Origin of the sequence: Rhodoferax ferrireducens, assembly GCF_031458075.1 — a bacterium.
In the GTDB taxonomy this organism is placed as follows: Bacteria; Pseudomonadota; Gammaproteobacteria; order Burkholderiales; family Burkholderiaceae_C; genus Rhodoferax_B; species Rhodoferax_B ferrireducens_A.
Genome location: NZ_JAVDXT010000001.1, coordinates 1,688,987 through 1,703,984, shown reverse-complemented (window position 1 = coordinate 1,703,984; position 14,998 = coordinate 1,688,987). Strand labels below are relative to the sequence as shown.

General features: G+C 46.2%; 14 protein-coding genes. 7 read left to right on the top strand and 7 right to left on the bottom strand.

Features of this window, described 5'->3' with window-relative positions:
• Position 1: 1 nt before the first annotated feature.
• From epsF to J2X19_RS07875, 7 genes are read left to right on the top strand one after another with little or no spacing between them, the layout of a single operon-like run.
• Positions 2-1,384 (top strand): chain length determinant protein EpsF, encoded by a 1,383-nt coding sequence (gene epsF, locus J2X19_RS07905; protein WP_310372199.1) that lies wholly within the window; start codon positions 2-4, stop codon positions 1,382-1,384.
• The gene (gene epsG, locus J2X19_RS07900; RefSeq protein WP_310372198.1) at positions 1,381-2,253 is read left to right on the top strand and encodes a chain length determinant protein tyrosine kinase EpsG; all 873 of its coding nucleotides are present in this window, start codon (positions 1,381-1,383) and stop codon (positions 2,251-2,253) included. The genes epsF and epsG overlap by 4 nt, the downstream gene beginning before the upstream one ends.
• Positions 2,243-3,145, top strand: a complete 903-nt coding sequence (xrtB, locus tag J2X19_RS07895; protein ID WP_310372196.1) for an exosortase B — start codon at positions 2,243-2,245, stop codon at positions 3,143-3,145. Before epsG ends, xrtB begins: the two co-directional genes overlap by 11 nt.
• A complete protein-coding gene (epsI, locus tag J2X19_RS07890) occupies positions 3,142-3,831 on the top strand; it encodes an exosortase-associated protein EpsI, B-type (RefSeq protein WP_310372194.1) in 690 nt (229 codons plus the stop codon). The genes xrtB and epsI overlap by 4 nt, the downstream gene beginning before the upstream one ends.
• A 5-nt stretch (positions 3,832-3,836) precedes the next feature.
• Positions 3,837-4,586, top strand: coding sequence for a WecB/TagA/CpsF family glycosyltransferase (locus tag J2X19_RS07885; protein WP_310372193.1), 750 nt, complete (start codon positions 3,837-3,839; stop codon positions 4,584-4,586).
• A complete protein-coding gene (locus J2X19_RS07880; protein ID WP_310372190.1) occupies positions 4,583-5,662 on the top strand; it encodes an acyltransferase family protein in 1,080 nt (359 codons plus the stop codon). The genes J2X19_RS07885 and J2X19_RS07880 overlap by 4 nt, the downstream gene beginning before the upstream one ends.
• A 34-nt stretch (positions 5,663-5,696) precedes the next feature.
• Positions 5,697-6,275, top strand: coding sequence for a serine O-acetyltransferase (locus tag J2X19_RS07875; RefSeq protein ID WP_310372188.1), 579 nt, complete (start codon positions 5,697-5,699; stop codon positions 6,273-6,275).
• 39 nt (positions 6,276-6,314) lie between these two features.
• Here the strand turns inward: J2X19_RS07875 and J2X19_RS07870 are convergent, their stop codons facing one another.
• The 7 genes from J2X19_RS07870 to J2X19_RS07840 all read right to left on the bottom strand — a co-directional run bounded on the left by J2X19_RS07870 (position 6,315) and on the right by J2X19_RS07840 (position 14,992).
• The gene (locus J2X19_RS07870; RefSeq protein WP_310372186.1) at positions 6,315-7,364 is read right to left on the bottom strand and encodes an acyltransferase family protein; all 1,050 of its coding nucleotides are present in this window, start codon (positions 7,362-7,364) and stop codon (positions 6,315-6,317) included.
• A complete protein-coding gene (locus J2X19_RS07865) occupies positions 7,361-8,338 on the bottom strand; it encodes an NAD-dependent epimerase/dehydratase family protein (protein ID WP_310372184.1) in 978 nt (325 codons plus the stop codon). The genes J2X19_RS07870 and J2X19_RS07865 overlap by 4 nt, the downstream gene beginning before the upstream one ends.
• A complete protein-coding gene (locus J2X19_RS07860) occupies positions 8,335-10,020 on the bottom strand; it encodes an FAD-dependent oxidoreductase (RefSeq protein WP_310372182.1) in 1,686 nt (561 codons plus the stop codon). The genes J2X19_RS07865 and J2X19_RS07860 overlap by 4 nt, the downstream gene beginning before the upstream one ends.
• A gap of 14 nt (positions 10,021-10,034) precedes the next feature.
• On the bottom strand, positions 10,035-12,221 hold the full coding sequence (locus J2X19_RS07855) for a glycosyltransferase (protein WP_310372179.1): 2,187 nt from the start codon (positions 12,219-12,221) through the stop codon (positions 10,035-10,037).
• A gap of 90 nt (positions 12,222-12,311) precedes the next feature.
• Positions 12,312-13,448 carry a glycosyltransferase gene (locus J2X19_RS07850; protein WP_310372177.1) on the bottom strand — a complete coding sequence of 379 codons (1,137 nt, stop codon included), beginning with the start codon at positions 13,446-13,448 and terminating at the stop codon, positions 12,312-12,314.
• Positions 13,449-13,457: 9 nt separating this feature from the next.
• Positions 13,458-14,492, bottom strand: coding sequence for a glycosyltransferase family 2 protein (locus J2X19_RS07845; protein WP_310372175.1), 1,035 nt, complete (start codon positions 14,490-14,492; stop codon positions 13,458-13,460).
• Between the two features lie 2 nt (positions 14,493-14,494).
• Positions 14,495-14,992: a serine O-acetyltransferase gene (locus J2X19_RS07840; RefSeq protein ID WP_310372172.1), complete on the bottom strand. Its 498-nt coding sequence runs from the start codon at positions 14,990-14,992 to the stop codon at positions 14,495-14,497.
• Positions 14,993-14,998: the final 6 nt, after the last annotated feature.

Sequence of the window (14,998 nt, the reverse complement as noted above, 5' to 3'; positions counted from 1 at the left end):
TATGACAATCCAACAGTTTCTTCTGATATTGCGCGCCCGTTATAAAGTAGGCCTAACGACCTTACTCATAGCAGTTGCCGCTACTCTTGCAATTAGCCTTTACTTGCCAAAGCAATACACGGCCAGCGCAGCGATGGTAGTTGACGCCAAGTCCCCGGACTTGGTTAGTGGGCTCATCGTGCAAGGTGTGATTGCGCCAGGTTTTATGGCGACACAGGTGGACATCATTAACAGCGACCGCGTGGCAGCCGCTGTTGTCAAACTCTTAAAAATGGACACGATCCCGGCGATGCAGGATCAGTGGCGAGAAGCAACCCAAGGGCAAGGCGACATTATTGACTGGCTCGCAACCCGACTTCAGCGCAACCTTGATGTTCGCCCTTCACGCGAAAGCAATGTAATTAATATTAGCTACACCGGGACCAATCCCGATTTTGCTGCGGCTGTTGCGAATGCCTTTGCCAAGGCCTATATCGACGTAAATCTGGATTTGCGTGTAGCACCTGCGCGGCAGTACGCGACATTTTTTGAAGACCAAACCAAAGCAGCCCGCGAGAAACTTGAGAAAGCGCAGCAGGTTTTATCGGACTACCAGCAAAAAAATGGGATCACCTCTGCAGACGAACGACTGGACTTTGAAACAGCCAAATTGAATGAGACTAGTAGCCTGCTGACCAGCGTGCAAGGCCAAACTACCGATAGCCAAAGTAAGCGTCGCAATGGTAAAGCAGACACCGTTGCAGAGGTCATGCAAAGTCCATTAATCAATGGATTGAAAGCAGATATTGCGCGACTGGAAGCCAAGCTTAATGAGAGCAAAGGTAATCTGGGTGCCAATCACCCGCAGACTCAACGTTCGGAATCTGAACTCGCAACCCTGAAGGCTCAACTAGACTCAGAAACTCGAAAAATTACCAGCTCCATAGAAACGAGCTACCAAGTTGGCAAGCAACGCGAGGCAGAACTGCAAGGTTCACTCGCAACCCAGAAAGCGCGGGTTTTGGTATTGAACAAGCAGCGCGATGAACTCAACGTATTGCGCCGCGACATTGAGTCCGCACAGCGCGCTTTTGAGTTGGTAAGCCAGCGTGCATCTCAAACCAATATTGAAAGCCAAACGACCCAAACCAATATTGCAGTGCTCAACTCTGCATCTGCGCCCACCAGCTCGTCTAAACCCAAAGTGCTCTTGAACGTCTTGGTTGCAGTGTTCTTAGGTACCTTCCTGGGTATTGGCTTATCACTGGTTTTGGAACTTGCCAATCGCCGAGTGCGGTCTACCGAAGATTTGATTGAAGCGCTGGATCTGCCTGTATTGGGCTCAATAAGCTCCGCGTCTGGCATTTTGAAACTATCGAATAACAGCAGCGGAGCTAGCCGATGAACGCCCCCGTACCAAGAACCACTGGCGCCTCCCGTTCAATTGGTGACATTCTTGTTGCCTCAGGTCGCTTGACTATTGAGGATGCTGCACGTGTGGTGGAGCGTCAGCAAAAAGACAACGTCCAATTTGGAGAGGCTGCAATCGCTCTTAAAGTCCTCACAAAAGACGACATTGATTTCGCCCTGTCGAAACAGTTTGACTACTCGTACTTGCGTGACGGCGACTTCAGCCTAAGCCCCGAGCTCATAGCTGCCTACAAACCATTCAGCCGGGTTGGTGAAAACCTGCGCGCCGTACGCAGCCAACTGATGCTACGCTGGTTTAGCACCGATACTTCGCGAAAAGTTCTAGCGGTAGTTAGTGCTGGGCGAGCCGAAGGCAAAAGCTTTCTGGCCGGAAACCTCGCGGTCGTGTTTGCCCAGCAAGGGCAACGCACATTGCTGATAGACGGCGACCTGCGCGCCCAACCCGGGCAAGGCCAGCATGGGCTGTTCAAGCTGGGCAAAAATGCCGGCTTGTCTGGCGTGTTGGCCGGCCGTGCCGGCCTGGAAGCCGCGCAACTCATACCAGGCCTACCCGGACTAGCCATCTTGTCGGCGGGCGCGGTTCCACCGAACCCCCAAGAACTACTGGGCCGTGCAACCTTTGGCGACTTGCTAAACATTGCAAGCCACAAATTTGACGTTGTCATCATTGACACGCCGCCAAGCACTGAATTCGCCGATGCTGAAATTATTGCTTCGCGCGCCGGCGCAGCACTCTTAGTAGCGCGTAAAAACCAAAGCCGTCTACCCCAAACGGTCCAGTTGGCACGCCGCCTACAAGACAGCGGGGTGGCACTGGTCGGCTCGGTGCTGAATGACACATAGAGGTTCTTCTGAACTGGCCCATGCACGCACAGCCGCAGTGTGGATTTGGGCTCCAATCGTGCTGGGGCTAATCGCACTGTATGGCCCCAGCCTAGTGGGCTTGTTTCAGGGTATCTGGAGCAATGACCAACAAATGCACGGCCCCATCGTGCTGAGCATTTCCGTATGGCTGATGTATCACAACTGGTCAGCAATGGAAACAGCAGCCCATGGCCACCCCAGCAGCGCATGGGGCTGGCCCGTTTTTGCGGTTGGCTTGGTACTGTATGCGGTGGGCAGATCCCAAGGCATTTTGCTTTTTGAGATCGGCTCCATCATTTGGCTGCTAGCTGCCCTGCTGTTGCTACAGCGCGGCACTGCAGCACTCAAATCTCAGTGGTTTGGCCTCTTCTTCATGCTATTCATGGTGCCACTTCCATCCCCAGTGGTGGACACCGTCACTATGCCCATGAAAATGGCCGTCTCCTATGCCGCTGAAAATGTGCTGTTTTGGGCGGGCTACCCCATTGGCCGCAACGGCGTAACGCTGCAAATAGGCCAATACAGACTGCTGGTAGCCGACGCCTGCGCCGGCCTACACACGCTACTCACTTTGGAAGCGTTAGGCCTCCTGTACTTGCGTTTAGTGCAACGCGACTCGCTCTTTCGCAACGTCGGCCTAGCTCTTCTCATTGTGCCCATTTCGTTTACGGCCAATGTCATCCGCGTCATAAGCCTCAGCTTAATCACATACCACCTTGGCGACAAAGCAGGCCAAGGCTTCTTGCACAGCTTTGCTGGGCTCGTACTATTTTTAAGTGCATTACTGCTCATCATTGCAATCGACTCTTTACTGCACGTGGCTGAGCGATTGCGCGGCAAACGTCTTGGCGCTATGGGTGTCGCAGCATGATGCGCCCCGGCCCTGCTGCCAGCATTTTTTTGCTCTCACTGATGCTGGCTACTGCAGGCATTGCGTGGGCATTGACCCCCACCATCTTCTTGGCAGACCAACTTGCCCCACTCCAGCTGCGATCTGCCGTGCCCGCAGCCTTTGGCGATTGGCGTGAACTGCCATTTGAAGCATCGCAAATTGTCGACCCATCCAGCGAGCAGCTCATCAACGCCATCTATACCGAGACACTTACTCGTACATATATAAATAGCAAAGGCTACCGCGTCATGCTGTCTATTGCTTATGGGCGCGACCAACGAGACAGCCTGCAACTTCACCAGCCCGAGGCGTGCTACCCCGCACAAGGGTTCAAGCTACTTAACAAACAAGCCAGCGAACTTCATTTAGCAGGCCGCACGATCACAGGCACACGCTTAGACACCCAGCTTGGCAACCGCCGTGAGCCCGTAACCTACTGGACCATGGTCGGAGACAAAGTATTCAAGGATGGCCTCCACAAAAAGCTGGTTGAAATGCAATATGGCACCAAGGGGTACATCCCTGACGGCATGCTTGTGCGTGTGTCATCCATCGATGAGAACATTACCCACGCTTACCTGCTACAAGAACAATTTTCTGCAGACATGGTGCAATCCCTTCCCAACCTACTAGCCCCTCGCTTTGCCGGCTTGCAAAAGCTCTAGAACACATGTCACACCACCTTTGGCAATCCCATTGGCGCACGCTTATATCCAAAATCAGCTTGCTCCAAACCACAGAAGAGCTACAACACCAAATCAACGTACTTAGCAGTACGGATCACGCCCATGTACTGGCATTCGTTAATGCCCACGCGATGAACAGCGTGGCTGAATCCGTGCCATTTTTTAACGCGCTGACTACCGCCGATACCCTGTACCGCGATGGTATCGGCATGGCCTTGATGTACAAAATGCTGTCCACCCCCGCGGGACTAAACCTCAATGGCACCGACCTCATCCCACGCCTGATCATCCAATTCAACGGGCGCCCTATCGCGCTGTACGGTACCCAAGAGCCCTACATTGGCAAGGCGGCACACGCCATTACCGCCACGCTGGCTCCCCAAAGTCACCTCAGCCTGGCTAACGGCTTTTTGCAAGCAACAGACTACGTTGCATTAGCGCTTGAACAGCGCCCCGCGCTCATCATTTTGGGTATGGGCATGCCAAAGCAAGAGCAAGTAGCAGCACAACTGCGCCAACAACTTGGTTTTGCATGCTTGATCGTGTGCGGTGGCGCCATCATCGACTTCTTGGGCGGCAAAGTCGCTCGCGCTCCGCAATGGATGCGCCAATGCGGCCTTGAATGGATCTACCGCCTAGCCCTAGAACCCAAGCGGCTCTTCAAACGCTACGTTCAGGGCAATCCTGTGTTCATCGGGCGATCGATTAGCTACAAGTTACAGAATCAAGAATGACTCAGCGTTTAAACGACACAACTAGGCTCAACTCCTTGGATGGACTGCGTGGATTCGCGGTACTTTTAGTTTTTTTTGTTCATTTTGCACAGTTTTCATTAGAAGGTGGAAGCAATTTTTCCGCCTTAGAGAGGAGCACATATTCATTTATGTACTCATATGGACCAACGGGCGTAGATCTTTTTTTTGCATTAAGTGGCTATCTGATATACGACGCACTCATTCGACAAAACTTCAAAATAAATGACTACATCAAACGTAGAGTATTTAGAATTTATCCAGTCTTCTTATTTATTCTCGGAATATACGCCTCCGCAACACTTCTGGGTTTTCATCGAGAAAAAGCAATCAACCTAGGCGTTGATATTTGGCAAATTGGACTCTATTTATTCTTAAATCTTCTTTTAATTCCATTGCTACCAACTGTTTTTTCAGTCCGGCCATTGGTAACTGCCACGTGGTCTTTAGCGTACGAAATGCTGTTTTACATACTTGGTCCACTCCTGGCACGCCCCACTGGATTTTACAAGCTATCACCTCAAAAAAGAATATCAATTATAATATTTATTTCAATATCAACACACTTAATATTAATTTATTACAACGGATTTTCTCGCCCACTAATGTTTTTTTCTGGAATTATTGTAAATGAGTTAGCACGACAAATGAAAATTCGCTGCCCCAGTGGAGTAGGAATTTTTGCCCTTCTTCTTTCCCCACTAATAGTCACAATTTATCCGCCAACAGATCGATTTCCAGCTATTGAGATATTTTTTCTGTATGGTTTATTATTATTCGAAACTGTCACACCAGGAACATTAGCAAATAATTTATTCTCAAACTCTCTGTTGTGCAAAACAGGAGTAATTAGCTACTCATTCTATCTTTGTCACACATTACTTTTACGAATTTATTTAAAATACACTCCTTTTATTGGAGAGTTTTTCGGCATCTTGAATTTAACTCTTGCATTATTTTTTGTTTTTCTTATTTCTTGGCTGATGTATCAAGCTATTGAAAAACCTTTTATAACATACACACACAACCTTAAAAAACGCGATGTGAGTTATATTTAATTTGCATCAAATAATAAGAGAAAATATATTCAGTATGAAATGGCATGCACTTAAAGCAGATACGTATCGTCAGTATGGTGAGTTTAGCTGGGGGCAAGTATTAAAAGGCACAGTTACTCGTCGAACATTTCGAATTATTGTCACATTGCGTTTATGTCAAGCAGTGGCTAACGCCAAGAGTCCAATTCGATTTTTATTGATCCCCTTGAAAATTATGCATCGCATAGCCTCGCATTTGGCGGCGGTGGATTTTCCATGGAATACAAAAGTTGGAGCCGGACTGGCCATAACACATGGATGGGGGCTGGTTATAAATTCTGAAGCAAAAATAGGCAATAACGTAACTCTATTTCATGGAGTTACTCTTGGTCGTCGAGACCGTATTGCTTTAGATGGTACTCGCCACATTGAGTATCCAGAGATTGAAGACGAGGTGTGGATTGGTCCACATGCAATTATCGTTGGTGGTGTAACTATTGGTCGAGGTAGCAGGATTGCGGGCGGCGCATTTGTTACAAACAACATCCCACCTTACTCAATTGTATCCGGCAATCCTTCATCTATTATTAAAATTAATTGCACACCGGATGTCGCCAACCCTGCACCATTATGATGCACGATGCAAAATAGAAAATATTATGCAATATACTCTTTAACCATATACCCGCATACCCGTCCGCTTAAACCTAATTTTTGACAATGGCTTTTCAATCCATTGATAAACAAAAAAACCAAATATCGCACAAATAGCAATCGCTAACACCATATAAGTTAAGCCCAAAGAATTTTCGGCTATCACAATACCGATTCGATTCAGCAACGTGCGAAGACCAGCTAATATAAAAATATGCGATAAGTAGATAGAAAAAGATGCATCGCCCAAACGAGCCAACCAAGTCAATTTATCGGGAAAAAGTGTTGGCATACAGCAGAAACCAAGCACAACCAGAGTAGCAGGTATACCGGCTCCAATTGCGCGATGGCCCACATCTAAATCCTGAGTAACTATCCACAACCCAACTCCCAATAGGACAAAAAATATCCCCACCAAAGCATTTTTCTTTAATCTACCTTTTACATAAAAATAACCCAATATCGCGCCCGCAAGAAAAATCAAAATAATAGCATCCGCATAAAACCCCAACACCCCTTGCCAATTAAAAAACAAACCCGCTACGACAAGGGATAAAAGTACAAAAGACAACAAGAAAATTCGATACAACCCTTTTACAAAAAGAGTAATTGAGAAGATCGCATAAAATGCCATTTCGTAATTTAATGTCCAACCCGGAATAAGAAGCGGCCAGTATTTATCTGGAAATGCCGGAGAAAGCATGGGCACAAATGCCAAACTTGCAAATATATGTGAGCTGCTTAAAACCGTGCTCTTTAAAATTAATGGCACTACAGATGCCACCAAAACTATAAGCAAGGTGGCCAACCAATACAACGGTGCAATACGCTCCAGTCTTCGCACCATGAATGCCAGTGGGCTTATACTTTTATTATGAGTGGTATACACCATAATAAATCCACTAATAACGAAAAATAAATCAACACCATTCGCACCAACACCGGACGGAAATTGCCCCCGAACCCACGGAAACTGCTCGCGCGCGTGTACCCAGACCACCATTAATGCAGCAATTGCTCGTAAATATTGAATATTTACGAGCTCTTTGTTTTCAATTTTAATAGTCATATGGTTTTTTTAGTCAAATACCATTTAGCACTATTCGTTAGACTTTTTGCATAAGGCATCCAATGAACACCCAAATCCTGCGTCGCAGCGACACTATCTAAAGTTATCTGTTGCGACCAAAGACCTAACAAAGAAGGTGGGATTCCTATCGGTAAATTTTTATAATTTATCTTAAATTTACCCAATAAACGCTCAGCCACTTTTAAAGGCACCCCAACAATATAAGCATCCATTTTCATGCGTCGCAAACTGTGGTACTTTATTGGAGTTGCAGATATTGCAAGAGCAAAATCTTCGAAATATGTGTTCCACCGTGGACTGTCCGGGCACGACAAATTGAAAACTGGCACTCCAGCAGTAGGCGATTCATATTTCAGAGACCGAACGGCCGCTTGAGCCACATCCACAACATCGACCAAATTTGCTGGTCCGTCTGCCCAAGCGCCCAAATTACCTATGCGCTTGCTTTGTAACCACTTACCTACTCTATAAACCCATAAGTGACTCTCAGGGCCCACCACACATCCTGGCCTTAAAATTACGGCTTTACCCCTCGCCTTACCGTACTGCTGAAACTGCGCTTCAGCATCAATTTTTGCATGGCCATACCAGCCAATATCGTCTTGAAGCGAGCGGCCTTCATTGATAACCCCAGTTGCTCGTCCGTATACAGACATAGTACTCATATGGACAATTTTGGGATGTCCAGCCGCATTGGCGGCGTTTACCAAGCTCTTGGCACCCTGGGCAATAGATGCACCGTCACCCGCTACGCAGTTCACCACAGCGTCAACGTCTTTTAGTGCTGCGGTCAATGCATGGCTATCACGGGTATCCAAAACAATAGCAGGGACTCCGTTACGCGCAGCAGGTGATCGAGAAGCCACCATAGGCGCTGCCCAAGTAGTTTGCTGTAACTGGCGTACTACTTCACGGCCTACGAAGCCCGATCCACCAAGCACAAGCACCTTCATACCGCAACTCCGTATTCTTGACGTGCCTGACAATCCTTGGCCTGAATATGGCTGGCCAAACGCAACGCCATTGCCACAATCATTAGCGTGGGATTAGCCTGGCTCGATGTAGGAAACACTGCACTGCTAGCAATATGCAAGTTTGGCAGGCCGTGAACCGCGCAGTTCTTATCGACCACGCTGGTCTTGGGATCAGCTCCCATACGCGCTGTGCCAACATGATGCCCTCCATAAGCCCCGAATCTGAGTAAATCTTTTTCCAAAGATTTCTCATCAAAATCAAATGTCGCAACTCCACTACGGGCAAACTCTTCAGAGAAGGTTCTCAACGTTTTGCGCACGGTATCGATATCCTCTTTGCTATAGCGCCAATCAACTTTGATCTGCGGCATACCTAATGCATCTTTGGACGGCAATAAACTCACCCTGCTATCAGGCCTCGGAATCTGCTCAGCATGTACCTCCAAACTGAAACGATTACTCTTGTTGCGCAAAATAACAGACGGGAATTTGCGTACCGCTAATGTTCGCTTTGCAACCCAGTGCGTCAAGAAAGCCAACGTATCAATAGGCCCGCTTATTACATTCCATAAGTGCCGCATATACCGGCCGACGCTGTCACCCTCGCCGTCTTTCAGGCGCTTACCATACTCATAGCTGATGAAGTTCCGGGCCAGAAACAAACCCGATAACACGCCACTGCGATGTGCGGGATCGGTAATCTTAGGAAAGTGCAAGCGCGCCACCATGTTGCCCACGCCCAGTTGACGCTGTGTGTCTTCGGTGAGCTGAAGCCGGCGTCTGCAGTAAACACCATCGGGAGAAATCTCATAGCCATGGCGCACATTGTCGACACCGCCCTTTACAACCAAAGAGCCTACATTTCCCGCTATGTGGCACATGTAATACCTGCCCACCACATCATTAGCATTTCCTACGCCCTGCGGGTGCACATCGTTTGAGGCGAGCAGCAAACGAGCCGTCTCTAGCCCGCCAATTGCCAGCACAACATCTTTTGCCCTGACCTTAAACTGCTTACCCGCAAGGGTTGCAACGTCCAGATGGTCAACCGCGTTGCCCTCCGAATTTAAGCGTATGCCCGTGCAATTTGCTTCCAATAAAACGCGTACATCTGAAGCCGCTTGCAACCGCCCCTGATAACGTGCCGCCATATTGGTAGGACAAGAAAACCGCTCTAGCCCATTGGTGCGCACCCGTTCACTATTAAACCCGCGCACCATAGGAGCGGCCAATGGGTTGAATGCCGTATCCGCGTCATATTCATACCGCCCCGCTTCCAGATAATTGTTTGCCTTCGGAAAAAATGGCGCTATGTCGGAGTACCCAATCGGCCACCCACTGAAAGGCACGTAGCTACGCGGCTCCAAATCGATGGGATCAAAAGGCATACACCGCCCCCCCCATATGGCAGTGGAGCCACCAAACCGACGGTGACGGTACTTGTCAGTAGGGCTGTGCATTTTTTCATCGGCGACTTCACCCGCATAAAGCGCCTGTGTGGCGGGGTCTTCTTGGGAAGTACCGGCCTCCAACAGCAGCACCTGAAACCCCTTGCCCGATAGCTCTAGTGCTATGCTGATACCCGCAGCACCTGCACCCACAATGCATATGTCAACCACGAGATCAACTTTGGAGGAAATATTGTTTGCCGAATCAATCATGGATAGGTATTCAACTATTGCAGCAACGAAACTGTGCGGGAAGCAACCCCAAAGCAACGCTGATGCACCAACGCAATGCTGTCGGCAAACATATCGAGCGAATACTTCCGCTCGTATAACGCTCGTCCTCCCTGTTCCAATTTTTTACGCAAAGCGGGATTACCCAATATAGAGTCAATAGCATTCGCTAGTCCGTTGATATCACCCGGTTGTACGAATATAGCATCACGCCCGTCTTGCAATTCATTAGGAATCTCACCAACTGGCGTACATATTACAGCCGCAGAATTAGCCAGTGCTTCCAAAATCACCAGAGGTAAACCTTCATCATACGAAGGCAAGACCAACACATCAGCATTCGCCATTAACGTTGCTGCTTTCTTTTGATCTGCCCAACCAACAAAGCTAATAACCTTATCAACCCCTTGCTCTTTAGCCTTTGCCGTGTAACCCTCAATATCGCCCTTACCCGCAAAAATAGCCTCAAAGTTATCGAGCTTAGCAACTTGCGACTTGGATATAGCTGAAATCAGATCGGATACTCCTTTGCGTTCGCTCAAATTACCTAAAAACAGCAATTGAAGCTTTGCACCAGGCGCTAGAGCATCGCGTCGATCCACCGATGGCTGCGGCACACCATTAATAACGATTGAAACACGGTCTGAAGGTACCCGCAGTTCGTCTTGTACGAACGCACGGGCAGCGGCGCCCAATACAACCACTTCATTAGCCAACGAAAAACTCCAACGTACTAAAAATTTCAGCAACATTGGCAAGTTCCGGTAGAAGTGGTGCAACTGCGCAGCATGCAAATGTAAAACCACTGGTAATCCAAGAGTCCTCGCAAAAACGACTACTACAGCCTTACGAAAAAGACTGAGACGCTCCGCCATATTTACATGCACCCCAGCCAATCGGCCGCCTAAACGCCCTTGAATCAGCTTGACAAGCGCTATTAACAAGTAAGCCATGGAGGCCAATGCACTACCGCCACCACGGGTATCTAAAGGTCGCATTTCCGCCAAATCAGGTCGTAGTTTACTTTCAGGATGTTGACACTGAGTTAAATAATCAGCGACTTTAAACATCCCCCCTCCATTTGGAGTCCAAGGACAGGCTATATAAATGTAGCGAAAATTACTTCGCCACATATTTTTAACAATTAAATTATCGGGAAATTTCATTTCAGAAAGCAACAATTTACTCCACCTAACCAAAGGTAATTCAATGAATTTATAAGCAACCACGCCCAAAACAACAGCGGCTATAGTTGAGAACACAGAAGCACATCCAATACTAGAAAATCCAATTTTAATCATTAAAATAGCGACCACAGGCAACACAAAACCATGCGACAAGTATATTGAATATGATGCATCCCCAAGAATTGAAATCGATTCAAATATTTTATTTTTGAAAATCCAATCTAAAAACACCATACCAAAAACCAATAACCCGGCACCTAATCCGCCTGAAATTAGTCTCTCCATATCAACCGGCCAATTGGCAAAAAATAGAAGAACCAATCCCGCCACTACCGCACTTACAGCAAAGATCGGATGCACTCGCTTCCCGGACAAGTAGAAAATTGCTATGCCCATGCCAAAAACAAACTCAAACAAAATCGTTCGGGCATAAAATGCAAGCACATCATTCTCAGGGAAAATATTATTTAACACAAAAATAAATAAAAATACACAAAAAATAAAAGCAATTCTTTTAACCCCAAAGAATATAGCTATCGCAAAAATAAAATAAAAAAACATCTCAAAATTTAAGGTCCAACCAACTGGCAATATTGGCTCCAACAATCCCCAAGGACTTTTCCAAGGAACGAATCCAAATGACATGAGAACATGCATTGGGTCAAAAACGCTTCGCAAAGCCAATGCAGGGAATATAAAAACAGCAGCTATTTTCAAGAGACTGTAAAACCAATATAAAGGTACAACCCTTATAAATCTTCTGCGAAAAAACTCAACGGCATCCCGACAACGAATCACTCGGGCGGAGCTAACGGGTGGAGCAGCCAAAACCATAACAAAGCCGCTAATTACAAAAAAAATATCTACGCCATATCCACCCAAGCCCCAATGTATATCCACACCCGTGAATCGCAGTGAAATTGCCTGCGTTGCATGCATCACAACAACGAGTAATGCTGCGAAAAATCTCAAAATCTGCAAACTATTTAATTTCATTACTCAACAGACAATAATATACAAAAACCACCACACAAAATACAAAATTCTCCCCATTAAAAGCTTTAATTAATTAAGATTAAATATGAATTATTTACACATATCCAAGATTTTTTTTGAACAATCATCGCTTTTTATCCAGCGTTGCATCGCCAAGAAAGCTTGATTAGCAATCTTCTCGCGTGCAACAGCATCTAGCAAATAATGCTGCACCTTCTCATCAAAATCACTCAAGTCCCATTTCAATGGGACATACGTTTCATATGGCACAAATATATCTGGCAACACTCGCAAATGAGACATATCAGGTTTCAACAACAGTGCTCCTGTTGCAAAAGCCTCATAATCACGCCAACATATTTCCCCATAACCAAATGGACTAAAGCATATTTTACTGCGCTGCATTTCGACAAAAAACTTCCGTCGTTTTACTCTCCCCTCGGACGCAATAGTGATGCTTTTATTTGCAATATTTTCAACTGCATCCTTCGCCTCTTGTCGCATCGCTTTGTACCAAGGCACACCATTGACGGCAATGCGGGCATGAACATCAATATCCCTCCCATCAATTTTTGGAGGGTTCGACATAAATAAATCCACCATTTGAGGAGATAATCCGAAATTATTTCCCAATTGGATTTTTTTCTCAAAATTTATCGGAGGAACAAAAACCTGCTCCGCCTCTGGCAAATTATGTCGGATTGCATAAAAATTGCTTAGATTCGTATCCCCTAAAGTTGGAACGCTATATTGCGAGAAATCAACATACGTTTGCTTCTTAATGTAAATATCAATATACGGATCAACATAAACAGAAGGCCTAATATGCAAAGGAGCATACCAATCCATAAAGGCTATCTTGGCATTTGGATAAGTATTTGACAATCTCTTAAGCGCCTGTACAACCAACTCTGACGACATTTCAAACGCCGGTTGAAAAAAAATGCGCTTAATATTAGGAAATTTGTCTGTTCCATGCAAAATATCTGCATTTGGAAGCACCAAATTATCTACAAAAATTTGAACAAATTTTATTCCATGTTTTTTCTCAAGGATGTGTCGATAAAAATGAAAGGCATACAACTGCGTCTCAGGCAACTCATGCCTGAAAGTTACTAGCAACACATTGGCATCTTTAGGTGTATTTTTTAATGACTTAATAGTCTTTAGCCAGCTACGCAGGCGATATGCAATTTTTCGCCGCAGAAAATTAAAATGAACAGACATAATTCGAATTTAATGATTATTAGGGGATAATATTTTCACACTTGCAATGCGGATAGTTGTATCTTTGGGTACTGAAAGTAAGCCACGAACCAACCCCGCCGCATTAAAACACCATGAGACAACAGAGAATATCGCCTTGGAAACACTACGTTTGCGCCAAGCCATAACGCTGAAAGGCAAAAGCGCCAATAGCCCCAGTAAAAGGAGTGCTGTTATTTCCTTAATAGCCACACCAAAAATTAACAGTAAAGCAAACCACCAAACTAGCACAGATACATAGATTCTCAATTCACGCACCCCTTGTAAGGCAATACGCAAGTGTGGCTGCCCCCAAGCGGCTCTCAGTAGCTCCCCAAGTCCACAAATATATTGACTTCTCCACCGACGAATTAGCAGGTCATAAGGAGGGGCATCGTGCCCATGATGCTTTACGGCATCCATGTTAACTCGCCATAGCGCCCATCCTTTTGCACGTAGTCGCACTGCAAGATCAAACTCTTCATAACTATGCAAATTACGATTAGAAAAATATTTTGTTTCTTGAACGGCAGATCGCCTATAGAGGCCTCCCATATCAAGTCTGTCGACCTCACCTGCTTGCATGTGTGCAAGACCACGCTCGACACGCGATAGATACTCAAGGCTTGTAGTATTCATTTCTACTACACGCCCACCAACTCCCGCCACTTGCGGATTTTCGTCCATAAAGGCTAGTGCTGCAGGTAAAAAACCCGGCAACATTTCCATGTCTCCATCCAATATGTAAACAAAATCGCCAATGGAGTGTTGATAGCCCAATTGTGGGCCGACACCACAACACCGCTCTTGCGGGTTAGCTAATTGGAAAATTTTTATTGGAAATTTGGATGCCAATTCAATAGTTCGATCACTAGAGCATGAGTCCGCCAGAATTACCTCTCCACCTACTTCATCTACAGCAGCCAAGGCTGTTTGAATAGCAGAAACAATGCGCTTCTCTTCGTTTAGTGCCTTAATAATAACGCTCACTCTGCAGCGTTTAACAGTCGAGTCAATGTTAGTCATATTTATTTACGGATAATAATTCGTGCAGGAACGCCAACTGCGATTGCACCTGCTGGTACATCTTTTATAACAACGGCGTTTGCACCAATTTCAACATCATCCCCAATGTGCACACCACCGAGCACCTTGGCACCCGCTCCTATATTGACTCTATTTCCGATATTTGGAGCTTCCAATGGACGATCTAAATTACGATTTCCAATAGTCACGCCTTGGCGAATGATGCAGTCATCACCGATTACAGCATTACCATGAATCACAATAGCTCCTGAATGCTCAATGATTAATCGTTTTCCTATCTTTGCAGAAACACCAATTGTTACTCCACACACTATTTCCGCCAATTTGGAGAGCAAAACATGGATGGCACCCAAAGGAAAACGAATTATCTTGCTATTAAAACGATAACGAAGATGCCCGAATCGGTATACCTGTAACCCCCAAAATCCGAGTGAAAGAACCCCCTCTCGGGCTACGCGTAAGTCTTCAAAAAAAGGCATATGTAA

Excerpts from the sequence above, each read along its gene's own strand:
- epsF (WP_310372199.1), top strand. The coding sequence starts at position 2 with ATGACAATCCAACAGTTTCTTCTGATATTGCGCGCCCGTTATAAAGTA.
- epsG (WP_310372198.1), top strand. The coding sequence starts at position 1,381 with ATGAACGCCCCCGTACCAAGAACCACTGGCGCCTCCCGTTCAATTGGT.
- xrtB (WP_310372196.1), top strand. The coding sequence starts at position 2,243 with ATGACACATAGAGGTTCTTCTGAACTGGCCCATGCACGCACAGCCGCA.
- epsI (WP_310372194.1), top strand. The coding sequence starts at position 3,142 with ATGATGCGCCCCGGCCCTGCTGCCAGCATTTTTTTGCTCTCACTGATG.
- J2X19_RS07885 (WP_310372193.1), top strand. The coding sequence starts at position 3,837 with ATGTCACACCACCTTTGGCAATCCCATTGGCGCACGCTTATATCCAAA.
- J2X19_RS07880 (WP_310372190.1), top strand. The coding sequence starts at position 4,583 with ATGACTCAGCGTTTAAACGACACAACTAGGCTCAACTCCTTGGATGGA.
- J2X19_RS07875 (WP_310372188.1), top strand. The coding sequence starts at position 5,697 with ATGAAATGGCATGCACTTAAAGCAGATACGTATCGTCAGTATGGTGAG.
- J2X19_RS07870 (WP_310372186.1), bottom strand. The coding sequence starts at position 7,364 with ATGACTATTAAAATTGAAAACAAAGAGCTCGTAAATATTCAATATTTA.
- J2X19_RS07865 (WP_310372184.1), bottom strand. The coding sequence starts at position 8,338 with ATGAAGGTGCTTGTGCTTGGTGGATCGGGCTTCGTAGGCCGTGAAGTA.
- J2X19_RS07860 (WP_310372182.1), bottom strand. The coding sequence starts at position 10,020 with ATGATTGATTCGGCAAACAATATTTCCTCCAAAGTTGATCTCGTGGTT.
- J2X19_RS07855 (WP_310372179.1), bottom strand. The coding sequence starts at position 12,221 with ATGAAATTAAATAGTTTGCAGATTTTGAGATTTTTCGCAGCATTACTC.
- J2X19_RS07850 (WP_310372177.1), bottom strand. The coding sequence starts at position 13,448 with ATGTCTGTTCATTTTAATTTTCTGCGGCGAAAAATTGCATATCGCCTG.
- J2X19_RS07845 (WP_310372175.1), bottom strand. The coding sequence starts at position 14,492 with ATGACTAACATTGACTCGACTGTTAAACGCTGCAGAGTGAGCGTTATT.
- J2X19_RS07840 (WP_310372172.1), bottom strand. The coding sequence starts at position 14,992 with ATGCCTTTTTTTGAAGACTTACGCGTAGCCCGAGAGGGGGTTCTTTCA.